This window comes from Enterococcus sp. DIV1304_2 (genome assembly GCF_050555445.1).
In the GTDB taxonomy this organism is placed as follows: domain Bacteria; phylum Bacillota; class Bacilli; order Lactobacillales; family Enterococcaceae; genus Enterococcus_B; species Enterococcus_B pernyi.
On record NZ_CP187851.1, the window covers coordinates 2,094,490 to 2,111,747 of the forward strand.

The 17,258-nt window shown below is 39.1% G+C and carries 14 protein-coding genes; all 14 read right to left on the reverse strand.

Translation table 11 applies throughout. The annotated features are described in order from the left end of the window. Positions 1-120: 120 nt before the first annotated feature. On the reverse strand, positions 121-1,692 hold the full coding sequence (gene liaX, locus IGJ14_RS09610; RefSeq protein ID WP_430607652.1) for a daptomycin-sensing surface protein LiaX: 1,572 nt from the start codon (positions 1,690-1,692) through the stop codon (positions 121-123). Between the two features lie 111 nt (positions 1,693-1,803). Continuing rightward, on the reverse strand, positions 1,804-2,562 hold the full coding sequence (locus IGJ14_RS09615; protein ID WP_430607654.1) for a YibE/F family protein: 759 nt from the start codon (positions 2,560-2,562) through the stop codon (positions 1,804-1,806). Then, a complete protein-coding gene (locus IGJ14_RS09620; protein ID WP_410300574.1) occupies positions 2,562-3,608 on the reverse strand; it encodes a YibE/F family protein in 1,047 nt (348 codons plus the stop codon). The genes IGJ14_RS09615 and IGJ14_RS09620 overlap by 1 nt, the downstream gene beginning before the upstream one ends. Before the next feature lie 705 nt (positions 3,609-4,313). Further along, positions 4,314-5,000: a phosphate signaling complex protein PhoU gene (gene phoU / locus IGJ14_RS09625; protein WP_010734921.1), complete on the reverse strand. Its 687-nt coding sequence runs from the start codon at positions 4,998-5,000 to the stop codon at positions 4,314-4,316. Between the two features lie 12 nt (positions 5,001-5,012). Continuing rightward, positions 5,013-5,771 carry a phosphate ABC transporter ATP-binding protein PstB gene (gene pstB, locus IGJ14_RS09630; protein WP_010734920.1) on the reverse strand — a complete coding sequence of 253 codons (759 nt, stop codon included), beginning with the start codon at positions 5,769-5,771 and terminating at the stop codon, positions 5,013-5,015. A gap of 15 nt (positions 5,772-5,786) precedes the next feature. Beyond that, positions 5,787-6,593: a phosphate ABC transporter ATP-binding protein PstB gene (gene pstB / locus IGJ14_RS09635; protein WP_071866762.1), complete on the reverse strand. Its 807-nt coding sequence runs from the start codon at positions 6,591-6,593 to the stop codon at positions 5,787-5,789. Between the two features lie 14 nt (positions 6,594-6,607). Beyond that, entirely contained in the window at positions 6,608-7,492 is an 885-nt protein-coding gene (pstA, locus tag IGJ14_RS09640) for a phosphate ABC transporter permease PstA (RefSeq protein WP_065096311.1), read from the reverse strand. Next, positions 7,492-8,412, reverse strand: coding sequence for a phosphate ABC transporter permease subunit PstC (pstC, locus tag IGJ14_RS09645; RefSeq protein ID WP_034687410.1), 921 nt, complete (start codon positions 8,410-8,412; stop codon positions 7,492-7,494). The genes pstA and pstC overlap by 1 nt, the downstream gene beginning before the upstream one ends. A gap of 115 nt (positions 8,413-8,527) precedes the next feature. Further along, positions 8,528-9,382, reverse strand: coding sequence for a phosphate ABC transporter substrate-binding protein PstS (locus IGJ14_RS09650; protein ID WP_010734916.1), 855 nt, complete (start codon positions 9,380-9,382; stop codon positions 8,528-8,530). A gap of 347 nt (positions 9,383-9,729) precedes the next feature. After that, positions 9,730-11,178, reverse strand: coding sequence for a cardiolipin synthase (gene cls, locus IGJ14_RS09655; RefSeq protein ID WP_430607659.1), 1,449 nt, complete (start codon positions 11,176-11,178; stop codon positions 9,730-9,732). A 225-nt stretch (positions 11,179-11,403) separates the two neighbouring features. Then, positions 11,404-12,288: a permease-like cell division protein FtsX gene (gene ftsX / locus IGJ14_RS09660; protein ID WP_338064522.1), complete on the reverse strand. Its 885-nt coding sequence runs from the start codon at positions 12,286-12,288 to the stop codon at positions 11,404-11,406. Then, on the reverse strand, positions 12,281-12,967 hold the full coding sequence (gene ftsE / locus IGJ14_RS09665) for a cell division ATP-binding protein FtsE (RefSeq protein ID WP_010734913.1): 687 nt from the start codon (positions 12,965-12,967) through the stop codon (positions 12,281-12,283). Before ftsE ends, ftsX begins: the two co-directional genes overlap by 8 nt. A 110-nt stretch (positions 12,968-13,077) precedes the next feature. Next, positions 13,078-14,176, reverse strand: a protein-coding gene (prfB, locus tag IGJ14_RS09670; protein WP_178946468.1) for a peptide chain release factor 2 whose coding sequence is annotated in 2 segments (ribosomal slippage) — positions 13,078-14,103 and positions 14,105-14,176 — 1,098 coding nt in all. Because the reading frame shifts where the segments join, the coding sequence is not laid out codon by codon here. 382 nt (positions 14,177-14,558) lie between these two features. Next, positions 14,559-17,093, reverse strand: coding sequence for a preprotein translocase subunit SecA (secA, locus tag IGJ14_RS09675; protein ID WP_430607662.1), 2,535 nt, complete (start codon positions 17,091-17,093; stop codon positions 14,559-14,561). Between the last annotated feature and the right edge of the window lie 165 nt (positions 17,094-17,258).

Below are 17,258 nucleotides of genomic sequence, written 5' to 3' on the forward strand. Positions count from 1 at the left end.
AGAAAGATGCTAAAACAATCTTACTTCGGAAGATTTATTGGAATAATAAACCTATTGTTTGTTTCTTATAAGTATGATTTTCGCTTCGCCTTCCTCTTTCAGAAGGTCGAAGCGAAAAAATTATTTATCTGTATCTTTTAAATAGATACTACCAGTTGTAGTAGACAATTCAATTTTCGCCATTTCATTTTCAGAAACGCGACGGAATTCTAACATTTGATTCGTGCGCTCTTTCTTTTCACGGATCACTTCATAATCAGACAGGCGGCTATTGATACTGCCGAGACTTGTTTTTGCATGACCGTCCATACCGATGGTTGTTGGCAATGCAACTTTGACGTTACCATTGACTGAGCTTGCTTCGATTTTCTTCAAACGATCTTCTTTCATTGTCAAACGAACATCCCCATTGACTAATGAAATCGCTAAGTTTTCTGGTGTTGCGCCAAAAGTAACTGTACCGTTGACTGTTTCAATGATTGAATCTAAAATATCTCCATTACGGACATCGATATTCCCATTGACTCCACCAATCTCAAGCATCGTTGCAGCCATTTGCTCAACCAAAATATTACCGTTTGTTGATTTCATGTAAATATCTTTTACATCTAAATCTTCAACTACAATATTACCATTGAGTAATTTGATTGCTGTATGGTCATACATGCGTTTTGGTAAGTAGAAGACTAAATCGGCACGTACACGTTTGTTCGGGATTTGGAAAGAAATGTGTTCATCATTGACTTCGATTTGGCTGCGTTCAGCAAAAGCTTCATAAGGCTCTGCACCCATTTTTCCATAAAGCTTGATTTTTGCTTCGACTTTTACGTCTTCGCTATCCCAAGTTTTCAAGGTGACATTCCCATTAGCCGCTTTGATGTCGATAATACTTGCTTGTGGCGCGCTATAGTAAAATTCGTGTTCAAATTTAGTTGTAGCGATCCCAGGTACTCGTAAGCTGACATCTTTCCATTCCATATTGTCATTCACTGTTACGGAAACATTTTGGAAGGTTTTCTTTAAGAATTTACCTAGTTGACTCCCAGCTTCAGTCATTTTTTCGCCGACTTGGTTCAATGTGTCATTTGCTTGTTCTTTCCAATCCTCTGGCAAGTCAAATTTCTCAGCAAAGGTGTCTTTTTTCTCAGACCATTGGTTTTTACGGATATCTTTTAATTCAGCTTCAAGCTTGATCCGCTCTTCAGATAAGAGATCTCCGGCTGCTTCAAGTTCTTTGACTTCTTGCTCCAATTGTTGACGTTGTGTCAATTCTTCTTCTGTTAGTTGATCCAACTCTTCTTTTGTATTCAATTGCATCAATGTTTCCTGTTTTTCATTGCGTGCAATTTTATTTTCAAAAAGTTTTGCGTTGACTTCATCTAAGTGAGCAGAAGTTTTGTTCGCTTCAGTCGCCAATTCATCTAAGATTTTTTCTAGATTCTCTTTGTCTTCTTGTTCTTTTTGTCTTGTATCTGGTTCTACTGCTTCACGTTCAGCTTTGCCATTTTCAAGTTCATCGATCAAACGACTTGCTTCATCTTTTTCTTTACGATCAGCATGTACACGATCTGCCTCTTTTGCGATTTGCTTTTCATCTTTTTCAGTTGCCATGCTCTCTAATAGGTCTAAACCTTCTTCTGTGGAAAGGATGCCTTTTTTAACTAATTCTAAAATACGTTCTCTTTCTTTCATGGAAATTGCCTCCTTATAGCAAAAATTGTTTGCAAGCTTTTCCTTACATACACATTATGCAATGATTTGAAGAAAAAGTCATAGGACTTAAGTTGTAACTTTCTCTCATTCTTAGGATGATTTTTTCTGTCGAGTAAATAAAACTGAAGAAATGACTGATGTTATCGGTAAAACAAGGATCGCTGCACTTGTGGTGATCACTACAGTTACATACTCCAAAACGAAGGTTTTTTCGTTGATCAACTGAGCAAAAGACAATTCTAGATCGATAAACCATAAAATCAGTGCCAAACAATTTCCCATGAAAGCAAACACCAATGTTGTCACTGTTGTAGCTAAAATTTTTCTGCCGATCCGCATACTCGATTTTACTAATTCGCGATACGTTTGTAATGGATCTGTAAGATATACTTCATACGTCGCACTAGCGATCGACACACTTGCATCTAACACGGCTCCACTGACACTGATCAATAAAATCGCTCGTGTCAATGCGAAAAAATCCAAAGGTACATGCAAATCAAACCCTGTCAGCTCATCTAATTCAATCCTTGTAAATCCTTGGACCGCTAGTTCAGAAAGAACCGGCGTCACCACTAAGAAAACCACTAAAAAAAGTAATACACTAAGAAAAGCTGCTTTCATCTTGAGATTATAGCCATTAACAAAAAACAATGTGACACTAGTGATCAATAAAAAGATCACGATGGCACTTGGCAATATTGGCAAACGAAAATGATACAGGACCAATAGAAGGAAAAACAACAATACGTTGATGAACAGACCTAAGATCGTATAGAGCCCATTTTTCCCACCAACCAGTAAAATCAATAGCACTAAGAGAAGCGCTAAGAGCAAAAGTACATTCATCAAATCGCCCTCCGATACTTCAAATGGCCTAAATAGCATAAAAGTGTAATGGGAATCGAAAGGACAATGCCTAGACTTCCGCTGATCACACGTAGCAATTCCAACGAGAGATGTAGCTCAATCGCATCTCTCAAGGGCCAACCATTGTTAAAGTAAACAAGTAACATTGGGATCGTCCCACTGACGTATACGAATAGTAAGATATTCGTCATGGAGCCAATTACATCTTGTCCTACCATTTGACCAGACTGCCACAATCGCTTCATCGTTATTTTTGGTTGTTTACTCACCAACTCATCTAAAGTCGTCGTGACTGTGACGACTGTATCCAATACCCCACCTGTCATCCCTACTAATAAACTAGCTAAAAAAACGGAACGATACGGTCGAGTCAAGTAACTCATTTCCTCATAACGTAATCCTTGATCGTTCAAATAATCCATTGCGAACAAACAAATTAGAAAAGCTACACCTACACTCGTCATGGTTGCGACGATTTTTATCAGTCCACCTTGTTGCCAACCATCTAAAGCAAAAACGCAAATGACCGTTCCTAGAAAGACAAAAAGGACACTCGTCATCACCAAAGATATCCCTTGGAGCTGCGTGAAACCTTGAAGAAGTAAAATCAATAACAAGAGATTGAGTCCTACACTGATCAAAGTGAATATGCCTGCTTTTCCGCCTACGAACAAGAGCGCGCAGATAAATAAACTTGTAAAAAGGAATAACCATCCGTCATTTTTTTTGCTGAGTATCTGCCATTCATCCCCGATTTTTCGTACGAGATAAAGTTGATTCGTCTTAACTTTTGCATGTTCGATCTGATTTTCTTGGTGCGGAATAAACAGAGTGAGTTCTGTTCCTTTCGCTTGCGTATTCATCAATTCTCCTTTGATTACTTGTTGTTCATTTTCTAGCGATACTTGCTGTACTTGCATGATTGGGTCTTCGTACCATTCAGTGGCATGTTGGATTACCCATGCGGCCACAAAACAACTACAAAGAATCAAACATTTGATCAATAATCGATTTTTTTTGTACATACGCCTTCCTTTCAGAGGTTGTGAAAGAAGCGACTTGACCTGAGCAGTAAGATAGAAAATTGAAAAATAGTTTTTCATATTTTACAATTTTTTAGCTTAGTGTTGAAGGTCAGCTTCTTGTACACCGTTTATCTAGGTTGTGAAAGAAGTGCTCAGCTCCGAGAAATAAGCGTGAAGAACCGAAAATTGTTCTTCAAATTTTAGGGAGTTCACGCTTATTTCTGAAGGAGCTACTTCTTGAACACCGTTTATTCTAAGGTTGTGAAAGAAGCGGTCAGCACTAAGGCATAAGGAAGAAAAATCGAAAAATGGCTTTTTCATTTTTGATTTTTTTGACTTATGTCCGAAGTGTTGCTTCTTGAACACCGTCTATCTAGGTTGTGAAAGAAGCGACTTGACCTGAGCAGTAAGATAGAAAATTGAAAAATAGTTTTTCATATTTTACAATTTTTTAGCTTAGTGTTGAAGGTCAGCTTCTTGAACACCGTCTATTCGTTTTTAGAAGGAACAGGATATCTAATGTACCCGATCCTTAAAATTTATGAAATGGATAACAACAAATAATTAATCATCGCCAAATCTCGAATAATTGTCTTCTATATTAATAAAAAAGCCAACTTCCAAAAATATATCTCTCTTTTCGGAAGTTGGCGCTTATTTCTCAGAAATACTGATCAGCATTTGACAAAAATCAGCGAATGATTTTTATCTTTGATTAGTCTCTTCGTTATGATTTGTGTTCAACTCAGTGATTTTACCTGTAGCTAGATACACGATCCATTCACAGATATTTGTTACGTAATCACCGATCCGCTCTAAATAACTTGCTACGTTGACATAGTCCGTTCCGCTGATAACAGTTTCGGGATTTGCTTGCATATTTTTGATCGTTGCATTGTAGATCCGATTGAAGGATTCATTGACACGATGATCCATGTTTGCAATCGTACGTGCGTCCTTTTCATCTGTTTTAACGTAAGCGACTAAGACATTATCTACCATTTTTTTGACATAATCAGACATATCAGAGATTTCTTTTTCGATTTCAGGAATTCTTGTTTCTCCTTTAAGACGAATCGTTGACTTGGCGATTGATACTGCGTGGTCAGCCATACGCTCTAAATCTGAACTTGCTTTCATGACTGTGATGATCGTTCGTAGATCAGTTGTCACCGGTTGTTGCAAAGCAATCATTTCAAAACTTTTTTTCTCTAATCGTGTTTCCATATCATTGATTGTAATGTCATTTTCAATTACTTCTTTTGCAAGAACTTTGTCGTGTTTTGTATAAGAGCGCACTGATTTATGCACGGCATTACTAACCATCATTCCCATTTCGTAAAATTGATTATGAAGGTTCAATAATTCTTCTTCAAATTGTGTTCGTAACATCCTCTTTCCTCCTTATCCGAATCGTCCTGAGATATAATCTTCCGTTTCTTTTTTATCAGGATTCATAAATATTTTTTTCGTATTGTTGAACTCGATCAAATTGCCATCTAAGAAGAAAGCTGTTTTGTCTGAGATACGTGATGCTTGTGACATATTGTGAGTCACAATGATCATCGTATAGCGTTCTCTTAACTCTAATAACATACTTTCTATTTTACCAGTAGAGACTGGATCTAAGGCACTAGTTGGCTCATCTAATAAAATAATTTCTGGATTGACAGCTAACACACGGGCAATACACACTCGCTGTTGTTGTCCACCTGATAAAGACAACGCACTTTTATGCAATTTATCTTTGACATCTTCCCAAACAGATGCTGCTTTCAAGCTCTCTTCTACTACTTGGTCTAACACTTTTTTGTCTTTTTCACCTTTGATTTTCAACCCATAAATGACATTTTCATAGATGGAGAATGGAAAAGGATTTGGTTGTTGGAACACCATACCGATTTCTTTACGTAGTCCAACGATATCCGTTTTAGGACTGTAGATATCATTGCCCTTGTAAACGACACTACCAGTGATCGTTACACCTGGGATCAAATCATTCATACGATTCAATGAACGTAAATAAGTAGATTTCCCACAACCAGATGGTCCGATCATTGCAGTGATCTCGCCTTTATTGAAACTTAGATCAATGCCTTTCAAGGCTTCTTTTTCCCCATAATACAGATGAAGATCTTTTGATGAGATAATTTCTTTTGTCATAGCAAGTCCTCCGTCTTAACCAAAATGACCGGACACATAGTCTTCAGTTGCCTGAATCTTAGGTCTAGTAAATATCTTATTCGTCTTGTCATACTCGATCACATTTCCAAGATAGAAGAACGCAGTGTAATCGCTGATCCGGGCAGCTTGTTGCATATTGTGAGTCACAATAATAATCGTATAATCTTCTTTTAAGTTGACTAACGTTTCTTCAACAGTCCCAGTTGAAATCGGGTCTAACGCACTCGCTGGTTCATCAAGCAATAAAATATCTGGTTTCATCGCAATTGCACGAGCGATACAAAGACGTTGCTGTTGTCCACCTGATAACGCCAAAGCACTTTTATTCAAACTATCTTTGACTTGATCCCATAATGCCGCTTGCTTCAAACTAGTTTCGACGATCTCATCTAGTTTTTGTTTGTTTTTCTCACCATGCTGTTTCAAGGCAAACGTAATATTGTCATAGATTGATTTACTAAAAGGATTCGGACGTTGGAACACCATGCCGATTCGTTTGCGCATTTCGTAAACGTCGATTTGTGGTGCATTGACATCGACATCTTTATACATGATCTTTCCAGTGATCTTCGTATTTGCGATCCCATCGTTCATTCGATTCAATGAACGTAGATAAGTGGACTTCCCACACCCTGATGGTCCGATCAATGCAGTGATTTTATTCTTTTCAAATTCAAGATTGACACCTTTAATGGCTTCGTTATCGCCATACCATACATGCAAATCATCTGTATATAGCGCGATATCTTTTTCAGCGCCCATTTTGATGATGTTGGTTTCATTCATATTATATTCTTTCATTCTGCTTCTTCTCCTTAAGCTGAAGTCATTTTACGGTGCAGACGTTTTCCAATTGCTCGAGCACCAAAGTTGAATAGTAACACAGCGATGATCAATACTGCAGAAGCTCCTGCCGAAACGGAAACCCCATCGGGCATCGTTCCTTCTGTATTGATTTTCCAAATGTGGACAGCTAGTGTTTCAGCTTGTCGGAAGATACCGATCGGGCTGGAAATGCTAAATGGATTCCAGTTAGTAAAATCTAAGGCTGGCGCACTTTGACCAGCGGTATAGATCAACGCTGCGGCCTCACCGAAAATACGGCCAGAACTCAAGATGACCCCCGTCAAAATACCTGGTGTCGCTTCAGGAACAACGACACGAAGCACTGTTTCCCAACGAGACAATCCTAGAGCTAAACCAGCTTCACGTTGTGTATAATGAACAGCTTGTAAAGATTCTTCGACTGTCCGAGTCAATAAAGGCAAGTTGAATACGGTTAATGCCAAGGCACCTGAAATGATCGAGAACCCATATTGGAATTGGATAACGAAAACCAAGAAACCAAAGAGACCGACAACGACAGAAGGCAATGAGCTAAGAATCTCAATGGATGTGCGGATGATATCTGTCAACCAGTTTTTACCTGCATACTCAGACAAGTAGATTCCTGCACCCAGTGAAATCGGAAAACTGATGATCATTGTGATGATCAGTAAATAGATAGAGTTGAATAATTGGATTCCAATTCCTCCGCCAGTTTGATACGCTTTTGACGGTTCAGTCAAAAATGCCCAAGAGATATGTGGAATACCGCGAACTAAGATATAAAGAAGCAACGCAGCGAGGATCAGGACGATGATGCCTGAAATCACATATAAGACACCTGTTGCTATTTTATCAGAACGTTTTGCATTCATTATTTCAATTCTCCCTTCTTACCAATCAAGCGGATAACGATATTAAAGAATAATGACATCAAGAGTAGGATCAAGGCTAGAGACCACAACACGTTGTTTTCAACGGTACCCATGATTGTATTTCCGATACCCATCGTCAAGATCGATGTCAGCGTTGCAGCTGGAGTAGTAAAGCTTGTTGGCATCAATGCCGCATTACCGATAACCATTTGAATCGCTAAGGCTTCACCAAAGGCACGAGCCATCCCAAAGACGATAGCTGTCAAGATTCCTGGAATTGCTGCGCGTAAGACTACTTTATATGTGGTTTGCCATCTCGTTGCTCCTAATGCAAGAGAAGCTTCACGATAGTGTCTTGGTACGGCTTTTAACGCATCGACTGTCATCGTCGTAACCGTTGGTAAGATCATTACGAACAACACAAATGTTCCGGCTAAAATACCAAAACCCGTTCCGCCAAAAATGCCGCGAATGAATGGAACGATGACGGATAGACCGATAAACCCATAAACAACTGAAGGAATACCTACAAGTAGTTCAATGACCGGTTGTAAAATCTTTGTTCCGTTTTTCGGAGAGATTTCTGTCATGAACACAGCTGCTCCGATGGCAAAAGGTGTTGCAATGATCGCAGATAAAAAAGTAACGATAAACGAACCCGCGATCATTGGTAGAGCTCCTACCATTGGTTTTCCATCCGGCCCGAGTGCGCTCGGATTCCAATTTGTTCCAAATAAGAAATCAAAAACATTGATTTTATCAACAAAAAAGGTCGCTAACCCTTTGCTGGCAACAAAATAAAATATTGCTAAAACAACCACTACAATCAATGCAATACATAAAAAGCTGATAAACTTTCCACGTTGTTCCATTTTCGAGCGCTTGGATTTAGTTACTAGTGCTTTTTTTACATCTTCCACAGATGATTCCTCCTTGGTCCTTTAACATACCTATACAGTCTACTAAGCGAATATCAATTTGATTTTAATAACATGTAAATTTTTTGCTAACTTTGTAAATTTTGTGTAAAGATGGTTAATTCACCACATTACCTTCCCAATCGCGTTCAACTTTCATACTCGACACTGGAATATAGCCTAAATCTCCAACGATATTTTTTTGCACTTCATCTGATAAGATATAAGCTAAAAAGTCTTTCGTTAATTGACTTGTCTCTTTTCGCGTATACATATGCTCATAAGCCCAAATCGTCCAATCATTTGTTGTGACATTCTTGTCTGTTGGCTCGACTCCGTCGATTTTCAGTGTATCCACATCTTTTGATACATAAGAGAATGCGACATAGCTGATTGCTCCTGGGGTATCCGCAACGATTTGACGGACCATTCCACTAGAATCTTGTTCTTGGGAACGAATCGCTGTTTCACCGTCTAAGACCCATTTTTCAAAAGTTGCTCTCGTTCCACTACCTGCTGCACGGTTCAAGATCACGATTGGCTGATCTTTCCCACCTAGTTGTTTCCAGTTCGTCAATTCACCAGTAAATACTTTTTTCAAGTCTTCCATCGAAATGTTGTCGATGCCGACTTCTTTGTTGACAATTGGTGTAATGCCCACTACTGCTACTCGATGGTCGATCAGTGCGGACGCATCGATCCCTGATTTCTCCTCTGCGAACAAATCAGAATTACCGATCTCCACAGCGCCTGATTGGACTTGCGATAAACCAGTACCACTTCCGCCACCTTGTACATTGATAAATTTGCCGGGATTTTCTGATTGATATGTCTCAGCAACCGTTTCAACTAAAGGTTGTAAAGCGGATGATCCCACCGCTGTGATCGATTCACCTTGGTCGACCAGGTTTGAACACCCAGACATTGTTATAAATAGTGCTATCATTGGTATTAATAATCGTAATTTTTTCATTAGAAATCTCCTTCAATCCTAAAGTATTTCCATTTTAACATTTTCACTATTACTTGAAAATCAATTGATTTTATTAAATAACAAATAATTTAATTTAATTAAAAAAAATACTATCTCAATAAATTTTTCTATGCTATACTGGCATTGAAATGTGTCTCTGTACCAAGCAAGCATTAACTTATTTCTTGCTTTCCCCAAAAAACAAGAAATACCCCAAAAGTTAATTCCCGCTCTTGCGAGACGCTTTCTCCATTTCTTGTAATAAAACTACAGAAATGGCCCCGATAGAAAAGGACATGAAAATCTGCTCTTATGAGTCTATTTCATGTCCTTTTTTGTTCAGTTTTTTACAAGAGTGGCGAAACAAGTCGAGCCAATCCCTCTTTTAGCTTGATCATCCAGCCCCGAGCCTCGTAACGTTCTTTTGTCAAACGCTCAGAAACTTTTGCATCTTCAAAAAATGCCCCTCGCACTTGAGTTGCGAGCCGTTCGTCATAGATCAGTGTATTGACCTCAAAATCTAAACGGAAAGAACGAACGTCGATGTTTGCTGAACCTACGGAAACGATTCCGCCATCGATGATCATTGTCTTCGCATGAATAAATCCATTTTCATAAGTTTCGATGACAGCACCATATTCGATCAATTCAGCAGCAAAAGAATACGTTGCCCAATAAACTAATGGGTGATCTGGTTTATTGGGGATCTGCAAATGGACCTTCACACCGGATAACAATGCCAATTTCAACGCTTCATGGATTGATTCATCTGGAATATAATAAGGCGTTTGGATCAAGATCTCCCGCTTGGCCAGTGAGATCATTTTAAGGTACGTCATTTTGATTTGTTCATGTTCTGAGTCTGGTCCACTCGTCACGACCTGTAAGGCAATCTCACCGGTTGATGCAATACTTGGGAAAAAGCGCGCCGCATAATGCACTTCTTTTGTATGTTGAGAATTCCAATCCATCAAAAAGCGATTTTGTAGCGCATAGACTCCTTCACCATAGATACGCAAATGATTATCTCGCCAATAACCAAATTTTTGCACGAGACCTAAATACTCATTTCCCACATTGAATCCACCTGTATAACCAATTTTCCCATCGATTACTACGATCTTTCGATGATTCCGATAATTGATTCGCGGGTTCAGATAAGGAACAAAAAGCGGAAAAAAGAAAGCAACTTCTCCACCAGCTTCTTTTAACTCATGGAAAAACTTGGTTGAAACTTCCGTCGATCCCCATGCATCTAGTAAAACTCTTACTTGAACCCCTCTGCGAGCAGCAGAAGTTAATGCTTGGCAGACCTCGATCCCTAAGCTATCGCTGCGATAAATATAATATTGTAGATGGATGTGGTCAGTTGCCTGTTCAATATCCTCGATCAACCGATCAAATTTTTCTCTGCCATCGGTGAACACCGTCACATCATTGCTTGTGGTATACAGTGTGCTTTCTCCAACAGTTAACATATAAATCAACTGTTTGACATCCACTTGTCCAGTCGGAGGATGTGGGTATAATCCCCGCATCAATGCCTGTCGATCCTCTTCGATCTCTAAGTTCTTACCGATCTTTCCTTGAATCTTCAAATCAAATATCTTATCTTTTGAAATCCCACGTCCAAAGAAAATGTAAAGGAAAAAACCTAGTATCGGGATAAAAGTCAATACAAGTAACCATGCCCAAGTTTGAGCAGTTTCTTTTCTTTCGGTAAAAACGATCACTAAAGATAATAATGTGTTCGTAAGCAGTAAGATCGTCGAAAAATTGTCAAAAATAATATCCATTGCCTCACCTCTTATCCGGCTATCCTCCTTAGGATAGCGAAGTTGTTTTTTAAAGTAAAGAAAAACCACTGATTTGTCTACCAGAAAAACCGACTTCCTTAGAATACTATAGATAGATAGGAAAGAGTAAGTTTATTTTTCTATAAAATAGATTTTTCGAGAATGAAAATTTTTACAAAAAAAAACCAGCAGGATCGCTCCCACTGGTCTGCTTCATATCTTTGACTAAAATTTCAAGAATCTTCTCATTGAAATAATCGAACCCAATGAACCAATAATGACACCAATACCGGCCATCAATGCGTCGATTTTCCAAACGATATCCTGTGGCTGTATCAATGAGTAATTTGAACGCAACAAGGTTGGATTGAGCAAACCATAGATTTGTTGATACCCAAATGTAATGATCAATACAGGAAGAATCGCACCGATCAAACCGATCCAACCACCTTCCAAGAAGAACGGCCAACGGATATAGCCATTCTTGGCACCCACTAAACGCATGATCTGGATCTCTCTTTGACGTGAAATGATCGTGATACGAATCGTATTTGAGATCAAGAACATCGCGACAAATAATAGCAAGGCAGCTGCTGCTAATCCCCATGTACGTACTGCCGCAGCAATATCAAAGATTCGGTCAGACGAAGTGCCACCATAATCCGAACGGAAAACATTTTTCAACTTCGCGGCTTCTTCAGAAACTTCTTTAGTATAAGAAGGTTGTGTCGTTGTTACAACGTATACATCGTATAACGGATTGCCGTCTCCCTCAAACAAACTCCAAGAATCACCCATTTGATCCTGGATTTTCTTTAATTCTTGGTCTTTACTTGAAAATTCAACTTTGTTGACGTGTTCAAGTTCATTCAATTCTTTTTCGAGTGTTTTCATATCTTTCTCATTCGTCCCGATATCAACGAACACAGAAACATCTACGTTACCTTCGATGTCTTCGGCTAATTTAGTCGCATTCATGATGATTGCCATAAATACACCAACCAAAGTCAGTGTGATCGTCACCGCACTGATTGATGCGATGGTCATCCAACCGTTTCGTTTTAAACTTTTGATACTTTCTAATAAATGACGGAAAAAGGTTCTAATCATCGTATCCATATTCCCCTTCCGCTTGGTCACGAATAATCCGGCCATTTTCAATGGCGATTACGCGGTGACGAATTGTATTAACGATCGTACTGTTATGTGTAGCCATCACAACAGTCGTTCCTTGCGCATTGATCCGATCCAATAACTTCATGATTTCCCATGAATTTTCCGGGTCTAAGTTTCCTGTCGGTTCATCTGCAATCAATACTTTTGGTGTATTCACGATTGCTCGAGCAATCGAAACACGCTGTTGTTCCCCACCTGATAATTCACTTGGGAAAACACGTACTTTATGTTTCAAGCCGACTAAGTCTAAAACTTCCATGACACGTTTTTTTATGTCACGAGGTTTTCTACCGATGACTTGCATCGCATATGCGACATTTTCATATACTGTTTTTCGAGGTAACAATTTATAGTCTTGGAAAACTACTCCGATTTCTCTACGTAAATAAGGTACTTCACGATCTTTGATATTTATCAGATCATGGCCAGCAACGTTCAATGTTCCTTTCGTTGCTTTTTCTTCTCGGTACATCAATTTGATGAATGTAGATTTACCAGCACCAGATGGTCCTACTACATAAACAAACTCTCCTTGGTCAATGACGATCGAGAGATTTCGGATAGCTGTGGTACCATTTGAGTACTTCTTCATTACATCCTTCATTTCAATCATGGCGTTCTCTCCATATCTTTTCAGTCTTTAGTCATTATAGCATGGGAATGTTTCAGCTTGCTTTCGAAATCTTACAATTTTATTTCAATTTACTACTAATCGTAAGCATACTATATATGCATTTTTAAATAGCCATCGATGAATGGGTCTAACTCGCCATCCATCACCGCTTGGACATTTCCAGTTTCCACATTGGTCCGATGATCTTTGACCATCGAATACGGATGGAAAACATAAGAACGGATCTGTGAGCCCCAGCCGATTTCCATTTGTTCCCCACGTAATGCAGCTGCTTCTTGTTCTTTCTTTTCAACTTCCAATTGATAAAGTTTCGCTTTCAGCATCCCCATCGCTTGTTCACGGTTTTTTAATTGTGAGCGTTGTGCCTGACTGGCAACGACCGTTCCTGTTGGCAAATGCGTGATCCGTACAGCAGATTCTGTTTTGTTGATATGCTGTCCACCCGCTCCACTTGCTCGGTAAGTGTCGATCTTCAAATCATCAGGATTGACCTCGATGTCGATCATGTCATCTAATTCTGGCATGACATCGACCGAACAGAATGACGTATGTCGACGTTTCGCCGAATCAAATGGCGAGATCCGAACAAGACGGTGAACGCCTTTTTCTGATTTCAAATAACCATAAGCATTATGCCCTTTGATCAATAATGTCACACTTTTGATTCCAGCTTCATCACCAGCTTGGTAATCTAACATTTCCACTTGGTAGTTGTGTTGCTCTGACCAACGGGTGTACATTCGTAACAACATACTTCCCCAGTCTTGAGATTCTGTTCCCCCAGCACCTGGATGCAGCTCGACGATGGCGTTATTGCGGTCATATGGTCCATCTAGTAACATGGCTAATTCGTAAGTCGTCATCTTTTCAGCTAACGCACTGATTCGCTCTTGTGCTTCTTCTTGCATTTGCGCATCTGGCTCTTCTTGTAACATTTCCACCATCAATTCTAGTTCTTCTAGCTCTTGTGCGAGTTCATTGAACTGATCATAGGTTTCTTTGTTTGCATTATTTTCATTGATCACTTTTTGTGCAGCTTCACTATCATCCCAAAAACCTGGTTCAGCCATTTTTGCTTCTGCTTCAGCAATATCTTCTTCCAGCTGATCTAAGTCAAAGAGACCCCCTAAAACTTGTGACTTTCTCTTGCATTTCGGTTAGGAGGTTTCGAATTTCAGAAATTTCCATTTCGATTTCCTTCTTTCTGTCTAATCTTCATTGTTTAGTCTACCAGAATCTTGAACGAACAGAAAGAATAAGATGCGACAAGCTTGCCACTTTCCCTTTTTCATTCCGTTCTTAATGGTAGTGCGTCCCAAAAGTAACCTCTTCGGAAATAAGGTGGAATCCACAAAAATTCAACGAACGATTTTTGCGGATTCCACCTTATTTCTTGAGGCTCAGTACTGCTTGACCTCAGGGAAGTCATAAAACAAAAAATAGTGCTTTAAGATTCCCTATCTATTTTAGTTTGTGAAAAGGAACGATCACTCTCATATGAGGGAAGTTCCTTTTCTGAATTGATCAAATCTTATTGTTCAGTATGAACGATTTCTTTCAATAGGAAAGATTACATTTCATTCTTGCCGTGACAATTTTTGAATTTTTTACCACTGCCACATGGACAAGTGTCATTACGACCAACTTTATTGACACTGACAGGCTGTGATTTCACATTCAATCGACTGTTTTCTTTCGCGTCGCCTTCTGTTGGTTGAACAGGCTGTCCTTGAGACACTTGTTCACGTTGGACGTTTTGACGGATCTCTGCTTTCATAAAGATACGTGTTACTTCGTATTCGATTGCACCAATCATGTCTTCAAACATTTTGTATCCTTCTGTTTGATATTCGACAAGTGGATTGTTTTGTCCGTAAGCACGTAGTCCGATCGATTGACGTAATTGATCCATTGCATCGATGTGGTCTGTCCATTTTGAATCGACAACACGTAAGATCACGACTTTTTCAAACTCAAGTAATTGCTCAGGTCCATTTAGTTGTGAAGCTTTAGTATTAAAGATTTCTTGTGCTTTTTCATTTAAGAACTCTTTGATTTGTTGTGGTGTCTTGCCTTCTAGATCAGCCAATGAAATACTGTCTTCATGAACAAGTGTACTACCAGCAAAGTCAACGATCCCTTCAAGGTTCCAGTTTTCCTTTTCAAGTTGAGTATGTGCATCTACTACTCGACTGATCGTTCGTTTGACCATATTCATCAATGGTTCAGATAGACTTGTTTCTTCCATGATGACGTCTTGACGTTGTTTATAGATGACTTCACGTTGTTCACGCATCACGTCATCGTATTGAAGAACGTTTTTACGTGTGTCGTAGTTGTTTCCTTCTACACGTTTTTGCGCAGATTCAACTTGTTTCGACAACATCTTACTTTGGATCACTGCATCTTCTTCACCGATCTTCATGCGTTCCAAGAAAGCTTTGATTCGTTCTGAACCGAATCGTTTCATCAAGTCATCTTCAAGAGACAAGTAGAATTGTGACATCCCTGGATCTCCTTGACGACCGGCACGTCCACGTAACTGGTTATCGATACGTCTTGATTCGTGACGTTCTGTACCAATAACGGCTAATCCACCCAACTCACGAACACCTAGACCTAACTTGATATCCGTACCACGACCAGCCATGTTCGTTGCAATCGTAACTGCTCCTTTTTGACCAGCATTCATGATGATCTCGGCTTCTTTAAAGTGGTTTTTGGCATTTAGTACTTCATGAGGGACGCGTTCTCGGTTCAATAAATCAGAAAGCAATTCAGACGTTTCAACAGCGACAGTACCTACAAGAACAGGTTGTCCTTTACGGTAACGATCTTTGATATCTTGAACGACTGCATTGAATTTGCTTGTCAATGTCGGATATAACAAATCTGGACGATCATCACGAATGACCGGACGATTTGTAGGGATTTGAATGACTTGGATGTTGTAGATTTCTCTAAACTCTTCTTCTTCTGTCTTCGCTGTCCCTGTCATACCAGATAATTTCTTATACATACGGAAATAGTTTTGGAATGTGATCGATGCCATCGTTTTTGTTTCATCTTCGATCTCCACGCCTTCTTTGGCTTCAATCGCTTGGTGCAAGCCATCAGAATAACGGCGTCCATCCATGATACGACCAGTAAATTGGTCAACGATCATTACTTTTCCATCTTGGACCACATAGTCGATATCTAAAATCATGATATAGTTTGCGCGTAATGATTGATCGATATGATGCGTTAAAGCAGAATTTTCGATATCATATAAGTTATCTAAACCGAAAGTTTCTTCGGCTTTTTCAATTCCCGCTTCAGTCAAGCTGATCGTTTTTGATTGAACATCGATTTTATAATCTTCTTCTTCTTTCAATCGTTTGACAAAGTTATCAGCACGCGTATATAACGCAGTTGACTTTTCTGCTTGTCCAGAAATGATCAGTGGCGTTCTTGCTTCATCGATCAAGATCGAATCGACTTCATCGACGATCGCATAGTTCAATGGACGTTGTACCATTTGATGACGATAAACGACCATGTTGTCTCTCAAATAGTCAAACCCTAGCTCGTTGTTTGTACTATACGTAATGTCACAATTGTAGGCTTCACGTTTTTCATCTGCTGATTTTGAATTGATATTCAAACCAACTGTCAAACCTAAGAAGTTGTATAACTCACCCATCTCATTGGAGTCACGGGTAGACAAGTATTCATTGACAGTAACTACGTGAACGCCTTCTCCTGTCAAAGCATTTAAATAAACAGGCATCGTAGCAGTCAAGGTTTTCCCTTCACCGGTACGCATCTCTGGAATATTTCCATCATGAAGGACGATCCCCCCCATCAACTGCACAGGGTAAGGGTACAATCCTAATACGCGTTTTGCTGCTTCACGAACGACTGCGAAAGCTTCTGGTAAAAGTTGATCTAATGTTTCCCCTTTTTTATATCTTTCCTTAAATTCGGTTGTCTTTGCTTGTAATTGTTCATCTGTTAATGCTGCCATATCATCAGCATGAGCTTCGATTTTTTTTACAATATTTTCTAAACGTTTTAGTTCTTTCTTATCATTTTCGATAATCGAACGAATAAAATTGGCCATGCGTTGTTTAATCTCCTTTTATATAATATCCAAACTATGTAGACTCTGTTTCTTATTTTATCATTAGTTGTGGATAAATGAAATAACTTAAGACAATTAAAGTGATATCTTCATAATTATTTCATATTCTTTTTTATCTATTCAATCCGAAAAAAAAGCTTGCAG

Bases quoted from the DNA above. Each gene is read 5' to 3' on its own strand.
- liaX (WP_430607652.1), bottom strand. From the start codon at position 1,692: ATGAAAGAAAGAGAACGTATTTTAGAATTAGTTAAAAAAGGCATCCTT.
- IGJ14_RS09615 (WP_430607654.1), bottom strand. From the start codon at position 2,562: ATGAATGTACTTTTGCTCTTAGCGCTTCTCTTAGTGCTATTGATTTTA.
- IGJ14_RS09620 (WP_410300574.1), bottom strand. From the start codon at position 3,608: ATGTACAAAAAAAATCGATTATTGATCAAATGTTTGATTCTTTGTAGT.
- phoU (WP_010734921.1), bottom strand. From the start codon at position 5,000: ATGTTACGAACACAATTTGAAGAAGAATTATTGAACCTTCATAATCAA.
- pstB (WP_010734920.1), bottom strand. From the start codon at position 5,771: ATGACAAAAGAAATTATCTCATCAAAAGATCTTCATCTGTATTATGGG.
- pstB (WP_071866762.1), bottom strand. From the start codon at position 6,593: ATGAAAGAATATAATATGAATGAAACCAACATCATCAAAATGGGCGCT.
- pstA (WP_065096311.1), bottom strand. From the start codon at position 7,492: ATGAATGCAAAACGTTCTGATAAAATAGCAACAGGTGTCTTATATGTG.
- IGJ14_RS09650 (WP_010734916.1), bottom strand. From the start codon at position 9,382: ATGAAAAAATTACGATTATTAATACCAATGATAGCACTATTTATAACA.
- cls (WP_430607659.1), bottom strand. From the start codon at position 11,178: ATGGATATTATTTTTGACAATTTTTCGACGATCTTACTGCTTACGAAC.
- ftsX (WP_338064522.1), bottom strand. From the start codon at position 12,288: ATGATTAGAACCTTTTTCCGTCATTTATTAGAAAGTATCAAAAGTTTA.
- ftsE (WP_010734913.1), bottom strand. From the start codon at position 12,967: ATGATTGAAATGAAGGATGTAATGAAGAAGTACTCAAATGGTACCACA.
- secA (WP_430607662.1), bottom strand. From the start codon at position 17,093: ATGGCCAATTTTATTCGTTCGATTATCGAAAATGATAAGAAAGAACTA.